The 22,972-nt window shown below is 61.8% G+C and carries 21 protein-coding genes; 8 read left to right on the forward strand and 13 right to left on the reverse strand.

Annotation, left to right across the window (positions count from 1 at the left end; all coding sequences use genetic code 11):
- Positions 1-186 precede the first annotated feature (186 nt).
- On the forward strand, positions 187-1,311 hold the full coding sequence (locus tag P3T24_RS20080; protein ID WP_074269337.1) for a branched-chain amino acid ABC transporter substrate-binding protein: 1,125 nt from the start codon (positions 187-189) through the stop codon (positions 1,309-1,311).
- 216 nt (positions 1,312-1,527) lie between these two features.
- On the forward strand, positions 1,528-3,234 hold the full coding sequence (dhaK, locus tag P3T24_RS20085) for a dihydroxyacetone kinase subunit DhaK (protein WP_429437100.1): 1,707 nt from the start codon (positions 1,528-1,530) through the stop codon (positions 3,232-3,234).
- Between the two features lie 4 nt (positions 3,235-3,238).
- Here the strand turns inward: dhaK and P3T24_RS20090 are convergent, their stop codons facing one another.
- Positions 3,239-4,144 carry a LysR family transcriptional regulator gene (locus tag P3T24_RS20090; RefSeq protein WP_074267696.1) on the reverse strand — a complete coding sequence of 302 codons (906 nt, stop codon included), beginning with the start codon at positions 4,142-4,144 and terminating at the stop codon, positions 3,239-3,241.
- 124 nt (positions 4,145-4,268) lie between these two features.
- Here P3T24_RS20090 and P3T24_RS20095 point away from each other — a divergent pair, with 124 nt between their 5' ends.
- Positions 4,269-5,813, forward strand: a complete 1,545-nt coding sequence (locus P3T24_RS20095) for an MFS transporter (RefSeq protein ID WP_429437103.1) — start codon at positions 4,269-4,271, stop codon at positions 5,811-5,813.
- Between the two features lie 110 nt (positions 5,814-5,923).
- Here the strand turns inward: P3T24_RS20095 and P3T24_RS20100 are convergent, their stop codons facing one another.
- The 3 genes from P3T24_RS20100 to P3T24_RS20110 all read right to left on the reverse strand — a co-directional run bounded on the left by P3T24_RS20100 (position 5,924) and on the right by P3T24_RS20110 (position 7,689).
- Positions 5,924-6,208 carry a hypothetical protein gene (locus tag P3T24_RS20100; protein ID WP_429437105.1) on the reverse strand — a complete coding sequence of 95 codons (285 nt, stop codon included), beginning with the start codon at positions 6,206-6,208 and terminating at the stop codon, positions 5,924-5,926.
- A 101-nt stretch (positions 6,209-6,309) separates the two neighbouring features.
- Positions 6,310-6,726, reverse strand: coding sequence for a MarR family winged helix-turn-helix transcriptional regulator (locus tag P3T24_RS20105; protein ID WP_074267699.1), 417 nt, complete (start codon positions 6,724-6,726; stop codon positions 6,310-6,312).
- Between the two features lie 90 nt (positions 6,727-6,816).
- On the reverse strand, positions 6,817-7,689 hold the full coding sequence (locus P3T24_RS20110; RefSeq protein ID WP_429437108.1) for a hypothetical protein: 873 nt from the start codon (positions 7,687-7,689) through the stop codon (positions 6,817-6,819).
- Between the two features lie 443 nt (positions 7,690-8,132).
- On the opposite strand from P3T24_RS20110, the gene P3T24_RS20115 reads away from it, so the two are divergent.
- Together P3T24_RS20115 and P3T24_RS20120 are read left to right on the forward strand one after the other, a co-directional pair.
- A complete protein-coding gene (locus P3T24_RS20115) occupies positions 8,133-9,092 on the forward strand; it encodes a glycosyltransferase family 9 protein (RefSeq protein ID WP_429437111.1) in 960 nt (319 codons plus the stop codon).
- A 39-nt stretch (positions 9,093-9,131) separates the two neighbouring features.
- Positions 9,132-10,019: a glycosyltransferase family 9 protein gene (locus P3T24_RS20120; RefSeq protein WP_429437113.1), complete on the forward strand. Its 888-nt coding sequence runs from the start codon at positions 9,132-9,134 to the stop codon at positions 10,017-10,019.
- 14 nt (positions 10,020-10,033) lie between these two features.
- On the opposite strand, the gene P3T24_RS20125 is transcribed toward P3T24_RS20120, so the two are convergent.
- From P3T24_RS20125 to P3T24_RS20155, 7 genes are all read right to left on the reverse strand, one after another.
- On the reverse strand, positions 10,034-10,297 hold the full coding sequence (locus P3T24_RS20125; RefSeq protein ID WP_074267702.1) for a hypothetical protein: 264 nt from the start codon (positions 10,295-10,297) through the stop codon (positions 10,034-10,036).
- Between the two features lie 44 nt (positions 10,298-10,341).
- Positions 10,342-11,898, reverse strand: coding sequence for an FAD-dependent oxidoreductase (locus P3T24_RS20130; RefSeq protein ID WP_429437114.1), 1,557 nt, complete (start codon positions 11,896-11,898; stop codon positions 10,342-10,344).
- Positions 11,899-12,049: 151 nt separating this feature from the next.
- Positions 12,050-12,430 carry a hypothetical protein gene (locus P3T24_RS20135; protein WP_074267704.1) on the reverse strand — a complete coding sequence of 127 codons (381 nt, stop codon included), beginning with the start codon at positions 12,428-12,430 and terminating at the stop codon, positions 12,050-12,052.
- A gap of 378 nt (positions 12,431-12,808) precedes the next feature.
- Positions 12,809-12,964, reverse strand: a complete 156-nt coding sequence (locus P3T24_RS20140) for a DUF3309 family protein (RefSeq protein ID WP_074267705.1) — start codon at positions 12,962-12,964, stop codon at positions 12,809-12,811.
- 113 nt (positions 12,965-13,077) lie between these two features.
- Positions 13,078-14,670, reverse strand: coding sequence for an SH3 domain-containing protein (locus tag P3T24_RS20145; protein WP_429437117.1), 1,593 nt, complete (start codon positions 14,668-14,670; stop codon positions 13,078-13,080).
- 141 nt (positions 14,671-14,811) lie between these two features.
- Complete coding sequence (locus P3T24_RS20150; RefSeq protein ID WP_074267706.1) at positions 14,812-15,267, reverse strand: hypothetical protein; 456 nt, start codon at positions 15,265-15,267, stop codon at positions 14,812-14,814.
- Positions 15,268-15,584: 317 nt separating this feature from the next.
- Complete coding sequence (locus P3T24_RS20155) at positions 15,585-17,294, reverse strand: methyl-accepting chemotaxis protein (protein WP_429437119.1); 1,710 nt, start codon at positions 17,292-17,294, stop codon at positions 15,585-15,587.
- A 412-nt stretch (positions 17,295-17,706) separates the two neighbouring features.
- Between P3T24_RS20155 and phaP the strand changes: the two genes are divergently transcribed.
- Entirely contained in the window at positions 17,707-18,126 is a 420-nt protein-coding gene (phaP, locus tag P3T24_RS20160; protein WP_074267708.1) for a phasin family protein, read from the forward strand.
- A gap of 153 nt (positions 18,127-18,279) precedes the next feature.
- Here the strand turns inward: phaP and P3T24_RS20165 are convergent, their stop codons facing one another.
- Positions 18,280-18,759 carry a hypothetical protein gene (locus P3T24_RS20165; RefSeq protein WP_429288048.1) on the reverse strand — a complete coding sequence of 160 codons (480 nt, stop codon included), beginning with the start codon at positions 18,757-18,759 and terminating at the stop codon, positions 18,280-18,282.
- Between P3T24_RS20165 and P3T24_RS20170 the strand changes: the two genes are divergently transcribed.
- Positions 18,751-19,200 (forward strand): DUF2844 domain-containing protein, encoded by a 450-nt coding sequence (locus P3T24_RS20170; protein ID WP_429437563.1) that lies wholly within the window; start codon positions 18,751-18,753, stop codon positions 19,198-19,200. The genes P3T24_RS20165 and P3T24_RS20170 overlap by 9 nt on opposite strands.
- Before the next feature lie 10 nt (positions 19,201-19,210).
- Positions 19,211-20,479 (forward strand): DUF3443 domain-containing protein, encoded by a 1,269-nt coding sequence (locus P3T24_RS20175; RefSeq protein ID WP_429437122.1) that lies wholly within the window; start codon positions 19,211-19,213, stop codon positions 20,477-20,479.
- Here the strand turns inward: P3T24_RS20175 and P3T24_RS20180 are convergent.
- A complete protein-coding gene (locus tag P3T24_RS20180) occupies positions 20,476-22,848 on the reverse strand; it encodes a tetratricopeptide repeat protein (RefSeq protein ID WP_429437124.1) in 2,373 nt (790 codons plus the stop codon). The genes P3T24_RS20175 and P3T24_RS20180 overlap by 4 nt on opposite strands.
- Positions 22,849-22,972 lie beyond the last annotated feature (124 nt).

The raw sequence follows: 22,972 nt of genomic DNA on the forward strand, positions 1-22,972 counted from the left end.
CGTTCTGACTACATTCGCCCTAACCCTTAAGCCATATCGCATCTGGCGAGCGTGGCTGGGGTAGGTGAACGCGCAAGGCCGTCGTGGCCCGTTGCAGGTGTTTGTCAGTTGCTTCGCGCAGCGCGTTCCTGATTGAACCAACACTATGGCGGGTGGGGTATGAGCATGTTCGCAGGGTTTCGTCGTATGGCGACGGTCGGCATTCTGGGTGGGCTGGTTACGGCGGGCACAGGTTTGGCCCGTGCGGACGAAGTGGTCAGGATCGGTCACGTCGCACCGTTGACCGGTCCGAACGCCGAGTGGGGTAAAGACACGGAAAACGGCGCGCGTCTCGCCGTGGAAGAAATCAATGCGAAAGGACTGGTGATCGACGGCCACAAGGTGACCCTGGAACTGGACGCTCAGGATGACGCTTCGGATCCGCGTCAGGGCACGCAGGTGGCGCAAAAACTGGTCGACGATCATGTCGCCGCGGTGGTTGGTCATATGAATTCGGGCACCACGATTCCGGCGTCGAAGATTTACAGCGATGCCGGCATCGTCGAAGTGTCGCCCTCGGCGACCAATCCGGTGTACACGCAACAGGGCTTCAAGACCGCGTACCGGGTGGTGGCGACCGATGCGCAACAGGGACCGGCCCTGGCGAATTACGCACAGAAGGACCTGAAGGCGAAAACCGTAGCGATCGTTGACGACGCAACCGCCTATGGCCAGGGCCTCGCCAACGAGTTCGAGAAACAGGCGAAGGCAGATGGGCTCAACGTGTTGTCGCACGACGCGACCACCGACAAGGCGGTCGATTTCCGTTCGATTCTTACGAAGATCAAGGGTGAGCATCCGGACATCATCATGTATGGCGGTATGGATGCCACTGGCGGTCCGTTTGCCAAGCAGGCGCGTGCGCTTGCCATTACTTCGCGGGTGCTGGGTGGCGACGGTCTGTGTGCCGACTCACTGGCGAAGCTGGCGGGTGACGCCGCCGACAATGTCGTGTGCTCGATTGCCGGCATGCCGCTCGAGAAGATGCCGGATGGTCCTGCATTCGAGCAGCGTTACGAAGCACGTTTTCATCAACATGTGCAGCTGAATGCGCCGTTTGCCTACGACGCCGTGTACATCATCGTCGATGCAATGAAGCGCGCGAATTCGACGCAGCCCGCGAGCATTCTCGCGGCGATGCCGGCGGCAAATTTTGTCGGCGTACTGGGCCGTACCCAGTTCGACGCGCATGGCGATCTGAAGCAGGGTGCGATCTCGCTCTATGACTACAAGAGCGGCAAGCAGACCCTGCTTACGGTGGTGAAGATGTGAGCGTCTGGTTGGGGGCTAGGCGCTACTTCGTTTCCAGCTTCTTTTCGTGGTCCTGGTTTACTGCATTGCCGTGCAATTCAACGCTATACGCCAAGCCGCGGTAAAGTCCGGTTTCCGGTGATGTGTTTGCAACTGTTTCTCGACAGACTCGCAACCCCAGCCGCGACCGGCTCGTGATGGAGACAGGGCCCGCGGCCTACAAGGAAGCTGGCGCATATGAAAAAGCTCATCAACGATGTTTCCGCGGTAGTCCCCGACATGCTCGACGGACTCGCTGCGCTCAACCCCAACCTTTCCTTGCTGCAGGGCGGCACGATCATCGTGCGTGCGGATGCAGAAGCGGCCGCCCGGCGCGGCGAGGTCGCGCTGATTTCCGGTGGTGGCTCGGGTCATGAACCGGCACACGCGGGTTATGTCGGCGCGGGCATGCTCAGCGCAGCGGTAGCAGGTGAAGTGTTCACGTCGCCGTCGACGGATGCTGTGCTCGACGCAATCCGCGCTGTCGCTGGTCCCGCAGGCGTGCTGCTGATCGTCAAGAACTACACGGGCGACCGCTTCAATTTCGGCCTCGCCGCCGAGATCGCACGCGCCGAAGGTACCAAGGTCGAGATGGTTATCGTCGCGGATGACGTCGCGCTGGCAGCAAGCGGTGAGCATGCCGGCCGGCGCGGTCTGGCCGGCACGGTGCTGGTTCACAAGATTGCGGGCGCGGCTGCCGCTGAGGGACGTCCGCTGGCAGAAGTGGCCCAGGTGGCTCGCGAGGCCGCCAGCAAGCTCGGCACCATGGGCGTGGCGTTGACGCCGTGTACTGTGCCGGCGGCAGGTAAGGCGGGTTTTACGCTGGCCGATGGCGAGATCGAGTGGGGGCTAGGGATCCATGGCGAGCCAGGCGTCGAACGCGGCGCGCTGGAGTCCGCTGATACGATCGTCGCGCGGCTGCTGACGAAAATCGTCGACGACCTTGCGCTGCAGGTGGGCGAGCGGGTCGCGTTGCTGGTGAACAATCTCGGTGGCACGCCGCAGAGCGAGCTGAGCATTGTGGCCGCTTCAGCGCTGCGCTACCTTCGGGAGCGGCACATCAACGTCGAGCGCGCGTGGGCTGGCACTTTCTTGAGCGCGCTAGAAATGGCCGGTGTTTCGCTTACCTTATTACGTCTCGACGATCAGCGGCTGGCGTGGCTCGACGCGCCTGCACATACGTCGGCGTGGCCCGCTTTAAGCGGCCGTATTGCACGGGCGTCCATCAAAGACGCGCCGACCGTGCCTCGTGAGAACCACGACGCGCGGCTCGCCCGCGAATCCCGGTTGCGCCGTGTAATCGAAGCGGTTTGCGCGTGCCTGATCGATGCGGAACCGGTCCTGACCGAGATGGATCAACGCGTGGGCGATGGCGACCTGGGCATCAGTCTCTCGCGCGGCGCGCGTGGCATCCTTCAGGAAATCGGCAGCTACCCGGCAGAGACGGCGTCAGGTGCGGTATTGCGGGCCGTGTCCGCAACAGTCCGGCGCGTCGTGGGTGGGACTTCGGGGCCGCTCTATGCCGTCATGTTGCTGCGCGCGGGCAGTGTGCTGGATCAATCCACCGGGGCCGATGCAAAGCGTTGGACAGACGCATTTAGCGCGGGCGTCGCGGCGCTGATGGAACTCGGCGGCGCGCATCCTGGCGATCGCACGATGGTAGACGCGCTTCAGCCTGCTGCCGAAGCATTGCAAGGCGCGCTCGCGCATTCGGCTGATGTCGACGCTGCGTTGCTGGCCGCGGTCAATGCAGCCAAAGCTGGTGCGGAGCAGACGGCATCGATGCGTCCGCGGCTAGGGCGTTCCAGTTACGTCGGCAAGCGCGCGCTCGGTTTCGCCGACCCTGGTGCGCACGCAGTGGGACTGTGGCTTGCTGCAATACGAACAGCGTTGCAGGGTAGCTAGTGCGTCAGGCGCGAATCATGTCCGGAATTTCAGCCACGAGTGCATCGATCGCGCAACGGGTCTTGAGCGGCAGATAACGCGTCTTTGGCCACACCGCGTGGATGTCCTGCGCCCGCACGCCGCAGCGCTCTCTCACGACGGCGAGCTCACCTGTCTGCACGTGGCGTTTCAGCAACCAGCATGGCAATTGCACGAGGCCGAAGCCGGCAATGCCGGCGTCTGCGATTGCCTGGACGTCGTCGAGGCTTAGTTGCGGTGTGATGCGCAATTCCTGTTGATGGCCGTCGCTATCGAGCACGCGCCAAGGCGCCGATACTCCACCGCGCGAATAGGCGATGCCGGCATGCCCGTGGAGGTCGTCGAGGTCCGCAGGCATGCCGTACTGCTTCAGATACGACGGCGAGGCGCCAATGCTCATGTGCTGCACACCGAGACGGCGCGCGGCCAGACTCGTGCTGTCGTGCAGATCGCCGATGCGTACCGCCAGATCAAACCCTTCCTCGATGAGATCCACGGCCCGGTCCGTAAACGACATATCGATCTGCAGTTGCGCGTGCTGGCGTGCAAGTTCGAACAGCACCGGCGCGACGCATTGATGGCCGAACGCAATCGGCACGCTGACACGTAAGCGGCCTTGCGGGTCGGTGCGCTCACTCTCCAGGTCGGCCTCTGCCGCTTCCAGTTCGGCTAGCGCCCGCACGCAGCGGTCGTAATAGGCTTGGCCGGCTTCAGTCAGCGTTTGGCTGCGCGTCGTGCGATTCAGGAGGCGCACGCCGAGCCGGGTCTCGAGCCGCGTAATCACCTTGCCGACGGCTGAGCGCGTGAGGTGCATGCGCTCGGCCGCCAGCGTGAAACTGCCCGCGTCGACCACCTGTACGAAGGTCGTTACGCCATCGAGCCGGTCCGTCATATTGGGTCCCTGCAGGAATAATTCACGGGAAAAACTCTCGTCAATGGGGAAGTGTGGTCCCGATATATTAATCCTGAACTCGCGCCCAGCGCGATCGGACCTTACTCAACCTCCGGCGGTACCCATGACGCACACCCATAATCCGAGAAACGCCCTCGCACTGGCTGCGGTTTGCCTGACCTCATTGATGTTCGGCCTCGAAATTTCCAGCGTACCAACCATTCTCCCGACGCTTCAGACCGTACTGCACGGTGATTTCAAGTCGATGCAATGGATCATGAATGCGTACACGATTGCGTGCACAACCGTGTTGATGGCAACCGGCGCACTCGCGGATCGCTTCGGTCGAAAGCGCGTGTACGCCGCCACGATCGTGCTGTTTGCGATCACGTCGTTGCTTTGCGGCATCGCGCAGAGCGTGTCGGCTTTGATCGTGAGCCGGTTTCTGCAAGGGATCGGCGGGGGCGCCATGCTGATCTGCCAGGTGGCGGTGCTTTCGCATCAGTTTCAGGAAGGCCGCGAGCGCAGCAGGGCGTTTGCAGCCTGGGGAATCATCCTTGGCATCGGACTTGGATTCGGTCCCATCATTGGCGGCGTGATCGTCGCGGTATCGAACTGGCAGTGGGTTTTTCTGATCCACGTTTTTGTTTCGCTCGTGGCACTGGGCCTGGTCTTCGCCGGCGTGCAGGAGTCGCGCGATCCGGAGGCGCAACGTCTGGATGTGGCGGGCGTCGTCACACTTTCCGTGGCGTGCTCCGGTCTCGTTTACTACATTACGCAAGGCCCGGATCTGGGTTTCGGGAGCGTCGCTGCAATCAGCATCATTGCCGTGGCGGTGCTGAGTTTCATCGTGTTCCTGTTGGTGGAGCGGCGCAGTCCGCGGCCGATGTTCGATTTCTCGGTGCTGCGCATCCGCAGTTTTTCGGGCGCGCTGTTCGGCTCGATGGGGATGAATTTCAGTTTCTGGCCGTTCATGATCTATCTGCCGATCTATTTTCATGGGGGTCTGGGCTATGCGAGCGTTAGCGCCGGGCTGTCGCTGCTTGCCTATACCTTGCCCACACTGGTCGTTCCGCCGCTAGCCGAGAGGCTCGTGCTTCGCTACGAGGCACGCAGGGTGATTCCGCTTGGCATGTTCACAATCGGCCTCGGCTTCATCCTGATGAAGTTCGGCAGTAGTGCCGAGCATGCGGACTGGCTCACGATGTTGCCCGGCTGCCTGTTGTCCGGGATCGGGCTGGGTCTGACCAACACGCCGGTAACGAACACGGCCACCGGCGCAGTCTCTGCGGACCGCGCGGGGATGGCTTCTGGCATCGACATGAGTGCGCGGCTGATCACGCTTGCGATCAACATCGCCGTGATGGGGTTTATTCTTCTTGAAGGTGTGCTGTCGTACCTGAAACATGCGCTTGCGGCGATTGCCGACGAAGGACAATTGCAACAGCTCGCCGAAAGAGTAGCCGCAGGGGACATGAGTTTGCTAAACCATGATGCGGTACTTGCGACGATCGATTCGCATGGCGCGATCGTTCATGCCGCGCTCGTGCATGGGTTTGGTCTGGTGATGCTCTATGGTGGTCTCGGTGTTTGGGCTTTAGCGCTGCTTAGCGCCTTGACGTTCGGTCCTGGCGTGCGGCAGCGCAGGGCAGCGAACTATGTCGCATAACGGGTCGCCAAAACGCTAACCTGTCGGGCGGACTGTTGCGACGCGCCAAGCCGGTTGATCATCGCCGGGCTTTCCGCGCCGCCAGCCTGGTTTTGCGGTTCGCTTTCGGCTTAGCGTGAACATAGGGTAGCGGCCTCCACCAGCGCGTCCTGTTGTGCGGGGTTCTGAAAGAACGCGTCAAGGCTTACGTGCTCATCATTTGCAACCTTCTGAAGACACAAGGCGTTGTTGGCGGGCACGCTTGAAGCCGCTAAAACAGCAGCGATCGCAAACAAGGCAATCGCAGCTAGCGTAATCGTGATGCAAACCGTCCAGTGCCGCTTTCCTTCCGCCTTGAGCGCGCCTCGCTGAGAAGCCTCACAGACATTCAGACGCTGTACCGCAAGCTTTTTCATTCGGGCTCCCTCAATTTGATTAGCAAGGCAATCATTTGCGATGGAAAATGAGCGAACAATGATTGGCGCAGGAAAATGGACAACCGAACAAACGGACTGCGCTAATCGAGTGCCTTGCGGACGTCGTGCATGGTAGAGACAGCGGATTCGAACAAGCCGGGCCCAATTTTCCGGCGCAACGCTTTGGCAATGTCCGCGCTCGCCTCGTTAATGGGCCGCTCGAGTGCCTTGCCCGAGCGGGTGGGGTACACGCCCCATTCCCTGCCGTCCGCTTCACCCTGACGCCGCTCCACCAACTCCTTGTCGCAAAGGTTGTCGATGAGACGGGTAGCGGTGGGACGAGCGATGCCCAGTAGATCGGCCACCTGACTGCTCAAGCAACCTGGGGTTGCAAGCACGACACGCAGCACAAACCCTTGCGCCGGTGTGAGTCCAAAGCCGGCGTAGGCAATAGTCCATTCGCGCTCGACCAGGCGGCCAAGGGCGACGGAGTTGAAGTAAAGGCAATGATCGAACATGGAGCGTATTAAAGCGCAATATGATTAGCTTGGCAACTAATGTTTTCAGGCGAGGGCGACGCTAATCCACCCTGGTATTTGTTGAGCGCGTTAGCCCGACCGCTTGGCGTTGCCGTTGTAATAGCGCAAATCGCTGCTGTTGAGCAGTTGCTCCATGTACGGACCACGGCGCATCAAAGGCGCCGTCGCCAGGCATTCCTTCTTTCCACGCAGCCGGTCGTCCTGCGTAAGGTCCGGATGGGTTCGATCCGTCGGAGCGTCTTCCGCGCTCGGCCAATGCTGGCAGAACAGACTGAGCGGCTCGCAAGCGTGCCGGAAGTGCGGATGGACCGGCTCGCGCTCCGGCATGTTGATGATCGCGCGCCGCCCGAAGCGCTCGACCACTGCCGCATACAGTGTCTTCTCCAGAAAGTCGCCGTCTTTCACGCGCATCCCTGACAGCATGTCCAGGAACGCGGGCGTTGCCCTCGCGATGAAGAACTGGGTGGAGAGCGACTTTCTCTCGCGAATCCCATAGCGGAATCCAAGCGGCCTGATGGCGCTAGCGAGCCCGGCGCGCAGCCGCCTTCCGAGCAACGGCGAGCGTTTCCACTGCGGGATGCAATCGGTGCTCCAGGAGGAGGCGGCGATCATCGCATGAGGTTTTTCCGCGAGCTTATCGAGGTACCGCCTGATGACGTTCTGATCGAATATCCAGGTGTCGGCTTCGAGGTGGATAACGTAATCGGCCTGAAAGCGGTCGATGGCCGCCGTGACCGAGGCGAGCAGCAGATCGGCGGCGCCGGAGGTCAGCGGTCGCGGCTCGCGCTTGACGAGGACGTCTTCGATATAACGCGTATAGCCGTCATCCGAACAGGCATGCACCACAGGCCATTTGTAGGCCCAGTTGAGCTTGATGATCTCCATGGAGATGCGCGCGCAATCGATGCGATTGAACGAGGTCAGGCACACGACAACTTGCATGGCTGGAAATGACGGTCAGAAAATGAGCCGGACGGCGTGATGCATAGGGGAATCCCCATAGTCAAAATCGAAAGCGGACATGGCTGCGCCGCCCGGTCGATTCCAGCGGCATAGTGCATGAAGCGCGCCGCGTCACGAACTCAAGAGTCTTACCGAAAGTTTCAGCGCTTCGCGAGAAAACGCGTGCCGCGCGCGCCGCTCGAAGAGGGTAGAGTCGCGCCGGTGCTAGCGCTTCGGTACGCGGCACGGGCCGGCTGGCTGGGCGCTGCAAGCACCTCAAGAAATGCTTCGAAATCAAATCGCCAAAGCGGACCACCTGGTTGGCTTCGCGCGCAGGTTCGTCAGGCTTTCAAAATCGAAATATGGTGCAAGACTCCGAAATCCATGATTTAGCCGTTCTTGTGGCAACATTCGAGCGAATCGACTTTGGCCGGATTGACAGCATGGGGAATGACAAGGCGCATCAGGCGGATCGCACTGGTTCGATCGGCAGCGGCTTGCCTGACGTGCAACCCGACCCGCAAAGCGTCGCGTTCGTCATGTCGCCCGCCTTGGGCGACACCCTGAACCTGCTCATCGTCGCGAACAATCTTGTGCTCGCCGGCTGGCGGGTAGACGTGTTTGGCGCCCACGCCCATGCGCTTGCCGCGTGGTTCCCGAATCTGAGCGTTGCCCCCGCGCTCGAGCCGGGTGATGTGCGCAACGTGCTCACCGGTTATGCGCATGTCATCCAGATGCATCGTGACCGGCCGCTCGCTCAGGTGGGAGACTGGCATCCGGGCTTTATCGACCTGCACGACGTGGAATACGCCGATAACCCGCATTGCATGGCGAAGCGCTTCGCCGATTTCGCAGCAGCGCGATTCGATCTTCAAAACGTGGTGATTTCGAATGGCATGCGGCCGCCGGCCGATCTGGTATTTCGCAAACACGGCTCGCGTGTGGCGGTTCATCCGGAGGCGAGCACGTCTGACAAACGTTGGTCGCCGGAGCGCTTCCTCGACCTGTTTCGCCGTCTCCAGGCAACCGGGATGCAGGTGGAATTCATTCTCGCAGAGCGCGAGCGTTCGCGTTGGGAGCAACGTGCCGACCCGCTACCGCCGCTTCGTTCGTTTGCTTCCTCGGCGCAGCTGGCGGAATGGCTCTACGAATCCGGCTGGTTTATCGGCAACGATTCTGGCGTCGGACATCTGGCTTCTGCGCTCGGTATTCCGACGTTGACTATCTTCCGCCGGCGCGGCGTCGCGCAGCGTTGGCGTCCGGGCTTCACGGCCGGAGTCATTGTTTTGCCGTCATGGTGGGTGCCGACGGCGAGGCTCAAGGAGCGCTGGTGGCGCGAGAGCATCAGCGTCCGGCGCGTGATCAAGGCCTTTAGCGGGTTGCGTTCTCGCGCGGCGGGTTAGTTAGGCGCACATAAGAAGTTCAACGGGGATGTGTGGAAGATGAAGGCGAAGCTTGAAGGTGCCGCGTCGATCGCCGTAGCAATGCCGACGGCCATCGGCGATGCGTTGTTGATGATGGTGCTCGTCAACAACCTGATAAGGAATGGTTACCGCCTCACCGTCTTTAGCTGGGTGATAGCGGATCTGGCCGACTGGTTCCCGGGCGTCGACGTGCGTCACGAGCGGGAGGCGAGCGGAAAATTCGATCTGGTGATCCAGCTGCGCGCGACCCCATTGGGCGCCTCGCTCGCGGCAGATGGCGAAGTCTGCGAAATCGTCCGCTGTGAAGCGTTTCAGGCGCTGAGGCATATGATCGACATGATCGTTGCTGTGGCGCGTGACAACTTTGGCCTCGCCGACGTCACACGCCACAATGGTATTGCTGTGCCGAACTGGATTCGCTTTCGGATCCACGAGCGGCGAGTGGCGATTCATCCCACCGGGAGTCACGTGGAAAAAATGTGGCCGCGCAACAAGTTTCTCGCGCTGGTGCGCAAGCTCGTGCAGCGCGATTTTCAACCGACCTTTCTGGTTGCGCCCTGCGAACGGCACACCTGGCTGATGGACCATGAGGCGGCCCCACGGCTCCAGTCATTCGACAGTCTCGGGGATGTGGCGGCCTGGATTGCCGAGTCCGGATGGTTTATCGGCAACGACTCCGGTCTTGGGCATCTGGCGTCCGCGCTGGGGGTGCCGACTTTGTCGCTGTTCATGCGACGCGGCATCGCCCGCACCTGGCGCCCTAACTGGGGACATGGGGCGATTGTGCTGCCCTACAACCTGCTCCTCGGCGGCGCACTCAAGGAACGCTACTGGAAAGCGGCGCTTACCGATGGCCGTGTGTTGCGCTCGTTCGATCGCCTGCGCCTCGAAGTGGATCCACGCTGACGGTTAACGCGGGGTTAACGCGGCGCACGCTGAGGGGGATGGGTGCGCGTCTCTTGCGACGCCGGCCCGGCGGTCTCACGCTCGGGTAATTCAAGCTTCAGTAGCTGTTGCTCCAGACGATTGATGCGGTTGCGCTGTTGCGGCGCGATCGACGCCTGGCGCAGCGAATTGAGGCGGCCGCGCCAGTACGTGAGCGATGGGACCGTATTGGCGGCCGTGATGTGTCCGAACACATATTCGAGGTGCCGGAGTTCCTGTTCCACGTCTCGGTGGTTCATTGTTTTTTCGCTGTGGTTTCGGGATTGTTTTGATGAATGGCCGCTCACCCGGCGGTGGCGTTTTCCTGCTCCTTGGCTAGTCGAAGCGCTTCGGAGGGCGACACTCCCATTTGCATCGATTCGATCAGGCGCGCGGTTGCAGCTTCGCGCCCGCAGGCCAGTGCTCCTACGACGATGTTCGCCTTCACAAACAGGGCGAGGAAACGGTGCTGCTCGAGGTCGCCGTCGATTGTTACGGTATCCCAACCGCTGGCGTGCCCCAGGTATTCGAAGTTCATGCCGTAGTGATAAGTCCAGAAATACGGCACGCCTGCGTAAGGCTTGCGCGCCCCGTGCATGTTTCGCGCGGCGATAAATCCGTGTTGCTGCGCGAGACGCCAGTGCTCGATGCGTACGGGTTCCTGATCCTCGTATAACGGAAACGCAGCGATATCTCCGGCGGCATAGAGACCAGGTGCTGCCTGCATGCCGGCGTTGACCAGCACACTGCCGTCCTTTTGCAACGGCAGTCCTTTGACGAAACCGGTGGCGGGCGCAACACCTGTGGCAAGCAGAACCGCGTCCGCGGCGATGCGCGCGCCGTTCTCGAGCACGACGTCCCGCACGCGCGTATCGCCGGTAAGTTCCGTCACCTTCTCGTTCAGTCTGAATGTGACGCCATGGCTCTCGTGCAGGCGCTGAAACAGCGTGCCGAGACGGGCGCCGAATTGACGCTCGAAGGGCACTTTTTCAGGCGACACGATGGTGACCTGAGTGCCACGCTCGCGCAGCGCCGACGCCACCTCGAGTGCGATAAAGCTGCTGCCGACGATGACGGCATGCTGTGCGGATTTCAGCGTATCGCACAAGGCACTGGCGTCCTGCAGATTGCGCAGCATGTGCACGGATCCAAGCTCGCAGCCGGGGATGGGCGGAGCCTTGGGCGTGCCTCCAGATGCCAGTAGCGCGGTGTCGTACGTCAGTTCGCGCCCGTCCTTGAGGCGAATCTGGCGCTTTGGAACATCGAGCTCGACGATCGTCGCGGTGATGCGCTCGATTTGCCCGTTCTCCAGCCAGTGCCCGGGTAACAGCGGCGGCACATCCTTGACGGCCATCTCCCCAGACGGCACGAATTTGCTCAGCGCGGTCCGGTCGTATGGCTCCTGAGATTCTTCTCCGATCAGGGTAATGCGCCCATTGAAGCCGACTCTGCGCAACTCGGAGCAGGCTGCCGCACCTGCCGCGCCTGCGCCGATCACGACGATTTTCGGCGTATCGCTGAACTCCGTCGCTCGCGGTCTTTCCAGCTTTTGCGGCGTAACCATGACTTCACCATCGCGCACTTCGACCGGGTAACGGTCCAGCCCCATGAGTGCGGGCGGTTCGAGGACATCTCCGCTGGTAGCGTCGAACGTTCCCTTGTGCCATGGGCAAACGATATGGCCGTTGCAAAGGGCGCCTTCTTCTAGTGGACCGCCCGCATGGGGGCAGTCCGCGCTGAAAGCACGCACCGTGTCACCATCGCGTACGAGCAGGATCTTCTCGCCGTCTACCTCGACGCGTGTCGCGTGCTCTGTGGCGAGTTGCGTCAGGCTGATGACGCGCCGGGCATCTGTTGGCATGGTGGATTCCTCAAAGAACGCGAGTCAGGCAAGTCATGTGGAAGTCATGTGGGCTGCAGACGTACTCTTGCAACCCAGGCAATAGGGAGCGGCGGCGCGCGCGCCGCCGCTTTATGTGGCGCGTCTTTGCGCCGTCAAGTTGCTGGCCACGTTACTGGCCGTTCTGCATCGTGCCGTTCGGGGCCATCTGGTTCGGGCTGGTCATGTTGTTACGCGGGCTGGTGGCCGAGTTAGGCGATGCTCCTGAACCTGTACCCATCCCGCCGCCGGTAGCGGTCGTGCCCGGCGAACCGTAGCCGCTGGTGTCAGCCGGACTTTTCACGCTGCCGGGGCCGCTAGGTGCAACCGTCCCGCCTGTACCAATCCCGCCGCCGTTGCCGCTGGCTCCGCCTACGCCGGCACCCCCACCAGCACCAGCCCCGGCGCCACCAGCACCCGCGCCAGCGCCTCCGGCACCACCTGCTGCATAGACACCACCAGACAGGGCCATGACGAGCGCCGATGCAAGAATTTTCTTCGTTGTGCTGTTCATTTTCAGATCCTCCAGAACGTAGGGTTGTCACGCAGACAGATATCCATCTGCACACTTTGATGGGCCGCAAGCAGCGTGCCTCACGTTGGCGCGGCGCCAAGGCGCAGATCGCGACGAGACGAAGAGAAGGGCGGGCAGTTGACGCCTGCGCTGGATGTGGACGATGCCGGTCTGGTGTTACGTGCTGGAGGGATCGAAGATGCGCAAGACAACAATGCACGGATTGCCAAGGCAGTGTAAGAATCACTGCGCGGTGCGGGCGGCGCATTGCCAGTAGTTGAAACTGCGGATGGTCGGTTGGGTGCGTAGCCCGCCAGTTTGACAAATCAAACGGTAAAACTGACGGGTTACGCGTTTCGCGGTGTCGCTACATCTGGGTTATATCTGCCCCATCACGACCAGAACGATCACGACGATGACGACAATACCGATCGTGCCTGTCGGCGCATAACCCCATGAGCGGCTATGCGGCCATGCAGGAAAGGCGCCGATGAGCAGCAGGATCAGAACGATCAGAAGAATGGTTCCCAACATAACGCCTCCGGATACTTGTGGTTGATCATGACAGGGGCCTGAGGCCCCTGCGCTTGCAGCTACCTGCTGCAAGTGCCATGCCAGGGTCGAAGTAACCGGAAGCGAAGCTGTATTCAGCCGGCGGGATTGTCGTCGTCGGGTTGAACGGGCGTGCCTTCGCCAGGCGCGCCGATGATGCTGATCTGGAAGATGCGCGTGGCCGCGAGCGATTGAAGGCTTGGGTCCTCGGGGATATGCGCGAGCAGCGGAAAGATCACCGAGCCGCCAATTACCGCGCGGCGGCTGTTGTCCGCCGGGCGCAAGCCCCACACGTCCTGATAGACCACGGGCACCACCTGAGCGTCGCGCGTGGTGTTGCCGAGATACAGCATCACGTGGCCGCCGATATAGATGAGCGTGCGCATCGGCACGCCGTGCTCGGCAAGGTAAGCGATGCGTTGCGCTGGCGTGTCGGCGGACAGGTCGGTCATACGCCCAGCGCTCATCTGTGTCGACGAGTGACGCGGCAGCCATACGCCGAACGCGGCGAAAATGCTTTGCGTTTCGGACGAGCAATCGTTGTAGAAGTCGGCATTGCCCCAGCCATATGGCCGCCCGATCAGCGCCTTGATCAGCATCGCCAGATGGCGTGGCGTGGCTGCGAGGGGCGCAGTGGCCACCTGTGCATCGCTTAGTTGTGCGATGCGCGCCAAGGCATGACCGTTTGCGTCGCGGGCGGGGACCATCACGCTGCGCTGGCTTGCGCTATCGTCGGGTGCGACCGGCAGCAAGGTACCGGCGGGTGCGTCGAAACGGAAGGTGCCCTGGCTGTCGCGCACCGGCGCCGATGCCACGACGACGGCGGCGATTCCGTTGCGTGCCGCGCTGCGCCAGATGTCGATAAACGCGTCGTTCACGAGGCCCACCTCGTCGCTGCGCACCCAGCCTTGCACATCGGGCGTCTGCACGTAGTACCAGCCGCCGTCGAGACTGCTGCCCAGCACATAGAGCGGCGTGCCGGGACGGGCCGCCGAGACTTGCAGATTGTCGAACGGATAGCCTTCGCCAGCGAGGCGGTGATCGTAGAACGATGGGTCGATGGTCGGCAGTTCACGCACCAGCACGTTGCCGGTTGCAATGGCGCGGCGCGCAGCCGAGTATCCTGGCGCTCGCTCGAACTGGCCGACATCCATGTTCTGCTCGATGGCGTCGATCCAGGCCTTTGTGTGAGGCCGGAAGTTCTGGCCGTAGCCGAGTTCGTCGGCAGCCTTGCCGGTGTTGTCGAACTCCGCAATACGGCGGCGCTGCAGGGCGGCGATGTCTGCTCCGCCATCGCGGTAGACGCGTGTGTCGACGTAAGCGCGATTCCAAGGTGAAGCATCGCCTTCTGCTGCGCCGAAGTAGCGGGCGCGCAACGCTTCGAAATGAGTCTGCTGGTCCGCAGCGCTCAGGAACGGTTGATCATAGCCAGGGCTGGCCGGGTCGATCCAGTGATCGACGTCCTGGTCGTAGGCGTCCATCGGGAACACGCTGACCGGATCGATACCGATACGCACCTGCGTAGTGGGCGCAGACGGCGGCGTGGCGCACGCCGCGAGCGCGAGGCACAGCGCAGCGGTGGGCAGGCACAGCCACGTGCGGGAGCGAGCCCGCCACGAAGGTGGCGGGGCGATGCGAGGCAATAGCGGGGAGGCGGACTCGATGCGGGGCGCTGCGGCAGACGGCATGGTGCTCGACGGTGGGTGGCCAAGGTGCAGATAATACGACGGTCTGCCTGCCGTCCACCAGCGCGAACCGCGCAGCGCGTTATTCGGCGAGTCGTGCGGAGAACCACTTGGCCAATCACTCAGCCAACTTCGGCGAGCGTATTACTGCGTCTGAGACGAGGCGTGCGGCACGTCGGCGCCTGCGTGCTCGCCGTGAGGCGCGCGGTTGGCCTCGACGATATCCTCGGCAAGGCTGGTACGCAGCGTTGCGATGGCCTGATCCGGATTCGCCGGCTTCAGTTGTTCGCGCGCGAGCGACTCATAAATGAAATGCCGCAACATCGGGTCTTGGGTTTTGTTAAGCACATCGTGATAGACGCCGATGATTTCGCTTTCGTGTCCGGTCATCGCGTAAAGCCTGCGTAACTGTTCCAGGTCGTTGATCACGGCGAAGCCCGGACCGTGGGGCGGCGGCATGCCTTCGCCGTGAGAGGGTTGGCCATGACCCATCAGGCCGTCCATCTGAGGTGGCGGCGAGGTGTCTTGCTGTGCGGTTGCAGAGAACGTAGCGGTGATCAGCAGCGCGGCCACCGCCGTGCTCACAAAGGCCTTTTTCATATTATCGATTCCATCGGATCAGCGTCGGCACGACAGTGCGCCGACCATGTGGACACGATAGTGGAGATAGCCGATTGTAGGGTTACGGAAGTCCGTCTGGACCTTACACAACCTTGCAGGCGGGCACTAACATTGCGCCGTGAATGTCGCGAGGGGACGCCGGTTAGCCGGAGCGTTGCGAATACATCGGCCAAGTCTTACAGAATTTTCCAGCAGATCGGTTTGATAAATCCGGAGGCCTTGGCCTGTCTGGAGAAGTGTCGAACGGTGCGCAATCTGTTGTGATCCGCGATCGCGCACCGTGGGTGGGTCAAGCGTTAAAACGTCTCCCAGTTGTTCGAACCGGCGTCGGACAATGCAACGGCGGGTTGAGCGGCTGCGGCAAGCGGTTCGCGTTTGACTGCGGGGCGCATGATGGGAGCGCGCTTTTTGGCGGGAGCAGCCGCATCACGCTGCGCACGCGGCGCGGCGGCCGAATGGCTCTCGGCCACCTTGAACACGGAGACGGCCCGCTTTTGCTGCGCGGCCTGCTGTTCCAGCGACTGGGCTGCAGCCGACGCCTCTTCGACCAGCGCCGCGTTCTGTTGCGTCACTTCGTCCATCTGGCTCACGGCCTGGTTCACCTGTTCGATACCGCGGCTTTGCTCATCGGAAGCGGCAGAGATTTCCGCGTTGATATCGGCGACCCGTTTGATGGCCTGCTGTACCTCAGTCATCGTGCGGCCCACTTCTTCGGCCTGCGTCGAGCCGCTGTGAATCGTCGCGACCGAGCTCTGGATCAGGTCCTTGATTTCTTTCGCAGCACTGGACGAGCGCTGCGCGAGACTGCGCACTTCACCCGCCACGACCGCGAAACCGCGCCCTTGTTCACCGGCACGCGCCGCTTCCACGGCGGCGTTCAGCGCAAGAATGTTGGTCTGGAACGCGATGCCCTCGATCAGCGTGGTGATCTCGGCAATCTTCGACGAGCTCGCCGTGATATCGCCCATCGTCACCAGCATGCGTTCGACAACGGTGTTGCCCTTGTCCGCGATCTCCGATGCATTGCCGGCCAGCGTGGTGGCCTGACGGGCATTTTCGGAGTTCTGTTTGACGGTGGCGGTGAGCTGCTCCATGCTGGCGGCGGTTTCTTCCAGCGAAGCAGCCTGCTCTTCGGTGCGCGAAGACAGGTCCATGTTGCCGGCGGCAATTTCGCTCGAAGCGACCATGATCGATTCGCTCGAAGTCTTGATGCCGCGCACGATGCTGGCGAGTTGCGTGTCCATCTGTTTGAGCGCGCCAAGCAGGTGGCCGAATTCGTCCTTCGAGTGAACGCTGAGTTCGTTTTCGAGCTGTCCTTCCGCGATGCGCTGCGCGACATTCAGTGCCGCTCCGAGCGGAATCATGATCGTCTTCAACAGATACATGGATGCAGCGATGGCGACGATCAGGCCCAGCGCGATTGTGCCGATGGCGACCCACAGCAGCGTGTGGAACGTGTCCACGCCCTGATCCGCGGTCTGCTTGACCTGGGCCGCGTTGATATCGATGTCCTGATCGATGGTGTCGGACAGCGCGTTGCCCACGTCGCGCATTTTTTCGAGGGACGTACTGCTGGCGTCGAACGTACCGCCGTCGACGGCGGAGAGGACGGTGTCGACCTGCGATTTGAAGTCGGCGGATTGCGCGGCGATCTGATCGGCGACCTTGCGCTCGTCATCATCGGAGACCTTGCCTGGGTAGTAGTCTGTCCACGAAGTGTTGAGTTTTTTCTGCAGTTCGCGAACCTGCCCGACGGCCTGCTTTTGGTCGTTCGCATCGTGCATGCCCATCAGACGGCTCAGCATCAGCCGAATCTTCAGCGCGTCGGCTTGCGTGGCAGCGAGGTCTTCGATCGGCACGGTGCTGCTCGTGTACATGGAGTTCATGTCGGAGCTCATGGTCGAGAGCCCACGAACACCCATCAAACCGATAGCGATCATCAAGACGATGCACGCGCCGAGCGCGAGAATGATCTTGAACCTGATGGTATTGGTCAACTTGTTCATGCGGGGATACCTGTGACGATGGTGTAATCAATCTTTGCGGAGGGAATGCGCGCGTGTTTGTTTCGCCGGAATCCCCATCGCGCGACGCTGGGCCGTACCCGTGTAAACGACCTGCAGGATGAGTTCTTGAGGTATGGGGCCGCAGAATTGCACATCGATTTGCAGATGCAGTGAGGCTTATTTCATTCGGTTTACGTTCGCTTCAAAACGCGCTGACAGTGCGCACAAGCGTGGTGAATGTGCGGCGGATGAACGAGCGTAGTAAGGGCCGCTAAGAATCGCGCAACGCGGGACGATCAAACCCGGTTCGGGCCCACGGTTCTGTCCCTTAGCTGGCGCAATAGCGGCAGAAGGCGCATCATTACGTCGTGTGCTGGCACGACATGTAACTATCTGCTCTGGAGGAAATAGCATGGAACGATTTGACGCCGCCAATCCTTTTGGCGAATTCACCAAAATGCTGGAGCAGTTCAAACTACCTGGCTTCGACGTGCCCGCCATCATGGAAGCGCGACGTAAGGACGTCGAGGCGCTGGTAACGGCAAATCAGGCTGCGTTGCAGGGCATGCAGTCGCTCGCGCAAAAGCAGGCCGACATGCTCCGTTCGACTCTGGGCGAGTTGCAGACCCTGGCGGGTCAGTTCTCCGCTACGGGAGGCGCTCCCACGCAAACGGCCGAGCTGGTCCAGCAAACCTTGCATAAAGCCCTGGCCGATATGCAACAGCTCGCGCAGGCCGCGTATCAATCGCAGGCTGAGTCGTATGCGGTGATCGCAAAGCGCGTAGAAGAGAACGTGCAGGAACTCAAGACGCTCTTGCAACCGAAGCAGTAACGGCCTGGCGTTTGCTCTCGCCCCGAGAGCAAACCGATGCGGTCGAACAGATGCCGGTGCTGACTGGAAGTACGCAGTCATCGCCGGCATTTTCATTTGGAGGCCGGAACGCAGGAGATTACGGTTAGCTTTCCGCCGCGGGTCCACCTGAATTCACATGAAGCCGGTGCCGGGTTCCTCGAAGAAAATAAAGTTCGCAGAACGAAAAGTATGAGGAAAAGCTGCTTGATCTGCATTTATGTAGCGTTCATTTAATAAAACGAAACCAAGCGTCGGCGCGTCATAACTTTTTTGCTGCAAATCCTGCCCGCATAGATGCTGTTCGCTTAAAACGCGAGCCATAGCGGAAATCGACGCGTATGCACCGCGGGTGTTGGCGCCGATTCCATAAGTCAAACAACCTCTGTCACCACGCAAGTTTGGATTCCCCGCCAAACGATTGCGAGAGCAGTTTTCCTTCACTAAAGTTTCGCGCCGCCACTCCGTAGACGCATTCACGCAACCTCTCCAGGCGTGATTGCAGCACCAGTGCCCGCCGGTCGAGAAGTGCGCCCCTAATTCGTCGTTCGCGATCGCGATGAGGATCACGAGCGCTTTCACCTCGAAGGAATTCACTTGAAAACGATGCTTCATACAGGCATTGCTTGCGCAATGCTCGGGGCAATCTGTGCGCTTTCTTCGCCTGCACAAGCCGCGTTGGGTCAGAAGGTCAGCAGCATCAGCAGTGACCAGGCGGTGATGCATGCCATATCGCATAGCAGTACTTCGCAATCCGCGTACACGGTGCATCTCATCACGCTGTCCTCCGGCACGGTGGTGCGCGAGTACGTCGCACCCAATGGCACGGTGTTCGGCGTTGCATGGGAAGGGCCGACTCTGCCGGATCTGAAGACCACGCTGGGCGCGGCTTTCGACCAATACGTCGCAGCCACCGCGACACGACGCGCCACGCCGCTGGCCGTGTCGAACAGCGATCTCGTGGTGTTTTCGGGCGGTCATCTGCGTGCCTTCGCGGGACATGCGTACCTGCCGCAAGCGGTGCCTGCGGGCGTCGATGTCAACGTCATTCAATAACGGAGCGATCATGCGCCCATCTGATTCGTTCCTTAAGCTGCTCGCCGTTGCAGTCTTTGCCCTGTTGCTCGCCGCATGCGGCGGGGGTGGCGGTGGCGGCAGCAGTGCGAGCACCAGCGCGTCGAATGCTTCCACGTCGACGCAGACCGCTACCACTACCGCGCCTGCAGCCCAAGCGCTGGCCGCCAACGTCGCGACGGTGACCGTCGACTCCGGCGTGACGGACGTGCCGAACATGCCCTTCGTCAGCGTGACGGTCTGTGCGCCCGGTTCGACGCAGTGTCAAACCATCAATCACGTGCTGGTCGACACCGGCTCGTGGGGTCTGCGGGTGTTCGCGTCGCAACTGCCGGCGTCGGTGGCGTTGCCGCAGGAACAGGATGCTCTCGCCAATCCGCTGGCCGAATGCATGCAGTTCTTCGATGGCTATACGTGGGGTTCCGTGCGGATCGCCGATGTGCAGATAGGCGGTGAAAAGGCGGCTTCGCTGCCGATCCAGGTGATCGATCCGAACTACAGCGCCGTGCCGTCGGACTGCAGCAGCGTCGGCGCGTCGCGCAATACGCCCACCGCGCTTGCCGCCAATGGCGTGCTCGGCATTGGCGTGTTCAAGCATGATTGCGGCTATAACTGCGTGCAGCAGGCGGTGCCAGCGACCTATTACGGTTGCCAGGGGACCACCTGCACGTCGCTCGCCCTCGCGGAAGCGCTGCAGGTGGCCAATCCGATTCCTTACTTCAGCACCGACAATAACGGCTCTGTCCTGATGTTGCCCGCCGCCGCTTCGAGCGGTGCCGCGTCGCTTGCCGGACAACTGGTGTTCGGCATCGGCACCGAGACCAACAACGGTCTTGGCAGTGCGCAGGTGATCGGCGTCAATCCGAACAACGGCACCTTCTCGACTGTGCAAAACGGCACGACCTACACGAACAGCATCATGGATAGCGGCTCGACCGGCCTGTTCTTCCAGACCACTGGATTGCCTGTCTGCGCCAGCCCGAATAACGCATACTACTGTCCGGCCTCGACCGAGCAGTTAAGCGCAGTGATCGAAGGCGTGAACGGCATCAACAGTGCGGTGTCGTTCGATGTAGGCAACGCCACGGCGCTAACCCAGACTTCCAGTGGAGATGCGGTGATGCCACTGCTGGCGGGGCCGGCGTTCGTGACTTCGACGATATTCGACTGGGGCCTGCCGTTTTTCTACGGCCGCAGTGTCTACGCGGCAGTCGAGCAGCAATCGACACCGGGTGGCACGGGACCGTATATCGCGTACTAGGCACACCAGGCCTGCCACATCTCCCGATACGCCGCCTCGACGGTGCGCGCGAAACGCGCGCCGTCCATCAGTGGCGATTGGTCCATGAGCGGCCGCAGGGTTTGCCGTAATGCAGCCAGACGCGGCGTGTCCGCGGCAAGCTCGACGGCGATGCGTATAAACGCATCGTCTGAGTATGCTGCCAGTTCGGTCAGTCCCAGATTCGCCAGTTGACTCAGCCCGCCACGTCCCACAGCCGTCTCGCCGACCCGTGTCACGACCGGCACACCCATCCACAGCGAGTCGAGGCTGGTGGTATGACCGTTGTACGGAAACGTGTCGAGGCCGAGGTCGATCTGGTGATACGTGCGCAGATAATCGGCGCGCGGCTGGAACGGTACGAAGCCGACGCGCTGCGTATCGATGCCCTGCTGTTCCATGCGCTGTGCGAGATTGCGGTGCGCGTTGCCGGCCGGCGCCATCAGGAGCAGACGGGCATCGGGCACTTCGCGCAACACGGCGCCCCACATGGCGAGCGTGCGATCGGTCAGCTTGCAGGGATTGTTAAGGCATCCGAAGGTAATGTGGTTCGTCGTCAGCGCCGGCAACGCGTTCACGCCCGGCTCGTTCGTCAGCGGGTCGTAGCACCAGAACGAGTCCGCGAGGCGCAGTGAGCGCTCGGTGTAGTGGCCGTCGTTCGCGCCTGTGCCGTGTGAGTCGAGCGGGTCGAGATGAGGATCCGTCAGGCGGTAGTCGATCGCCTCGATGCCTGTGGTGCCCGGATAGGCGAGCCATGCCACCTGTACGGGCGCCGGCTTGCGGGCAAACAGCAAAGGCCGGCCGTCGGCCATATGCATGGCCAGGTCGACGAGAATGTCGATGCCATCCGCGCGGACCTGTTGCGAGAGGCCTTCATCGTCCAGTTCACGCACGTCGCGCCACACGTCGGCGTAGCCGGCGAGACGCCGCGTCAGATCGTCAGGCCGCTCGACGCTCGCATAGCAGTAGATCTCGAACTGTTCATGATCGTGGTGCGAGAAGAACGGTACTGTGAAGAGCGATTGGCAGTGATCGCGGAAATCCGCCGCCACGTAGCCGATTTTCAGACGGCGGCCGGGCGTGCGGTCGTTTGTATGCGGCTTGCGCGCGGCGCGCAGCGGCGCTTCATGTTGCGCGGACCAGCGGCGGCACTCATCGAGCACGGCTTCGCCATGCTCGGCCTGAAACGTCAGCGCATAGGCGAGATTGCTATGTGCGACGACGTTGCCCGGATCGCATTCCACGGCACGCCGGTAGTGGACGATGCCTTCGTCGAGCGCGCCACAGTCTTTCAGCACGTTGCCGAGGTTGTTGTGCGAAGCCGAGTGATTTGGATCAAAGCCGAGCGCGGCTGTGAAGAGCGCCTCTGCATCAGCAGTGCGGCGCAGCGTGCGCATCAGATTGCCCGCGTTGTTATACGCGGCCACAAACCCCGGACGTGCGCGGATCGCTGCGTCGAACGCTTCGGCGGCGGCTTTGTATTCGCCCAGTTCCTTGCTGACGTTGCCTAGATTGTTGTAGGCGTCTGCGTGGTGCGGGTCGAGTGCGATCGCGTTGCGATACTGCGTCTGCGCGTCACGGCGCCGGCCGAGTGCGTGCAGCGCGTTACCGAGGTTATAGGCCGCTTTGGGGAAGCGCGGCTCGAGTTCGAGCGTGCGCATGAGCAGTGCCGACGCCTTGTCGAACTGGCGACGTTCGCACAAAGCCACGCCGAGATTGAGCAGGCACGACGGCGAATCGGGCGCGACGCGCAGCGCCTCGTTGAGCAGTTCGACGGCGGCGTCGATCTGGCCGCTCGCCTGCAGCAGGGTCCCGAGGTTGGTTAAAGCATTCGCGTGATCGCGCTGAACCGAGAGGGCGCGGCGATAAGCGTCTTGCGCGCGCTCAGGCGCGCCAAGTTGCCGATGGCAGTTGCCCAGGTTGTTCAGCGCGTCGACCTGCGCCGGGTCGAGCAAGGCGGCGGACTCGTAAGCCGACGCCGCAGCGCGAAGGTCGCCGCTCGATTGCAACGCGTTGGCGAGCGCGAACCAGAGATCGGCGGAGGTGGCGTCGAAGGCGAGGAGGGCGCGATAGGTATCGATGGCGTCGTCGAAACGTCCCATCGTCGAGAGCACCTGGCCGCGCGCGAAATGGTAGCGGGACTCCTGCGGCGCCAGCGCAATCGCCCGGTCGAGCCAGGCGAGGGCGTCGTCGTAGGCGGCGCATTGCAAGCCGAGCACGCCCAGGCGAAACATCACGTCGGCATTGGCGGGCTCGTCGGCGAGGACGGTTTCGTAGAGCGTGCGTGCGCCGTTGAGATCGCCCGCGAGGTGACGCTCTTTGGCCAACGCGAGACACTGGTCGGTCCGCATCGAAGTCCTGCCTTGTTCTTGGGGGTGGCGATTTGGGCGGAGTCAGCCGGGGCCGATCAGCCGGTGCCTCTCCGCCAGAACGGGCAGGATAACGAGCGTTTCACTACCAAGGTTTACTATTGGT

Origin of the sequence: Paraburkholderia sp. GAS33 (assembly GCF_050436645.1) — a bacterium.
GTDB classification, from domain to species: domain Bacteria; phylum Pseudomonadota; class Gammaproteobacteria; order Burkholderiales; family Burkholderiaceae; genus Paraburkholderia; species Paraburkholderia phenazinium_B.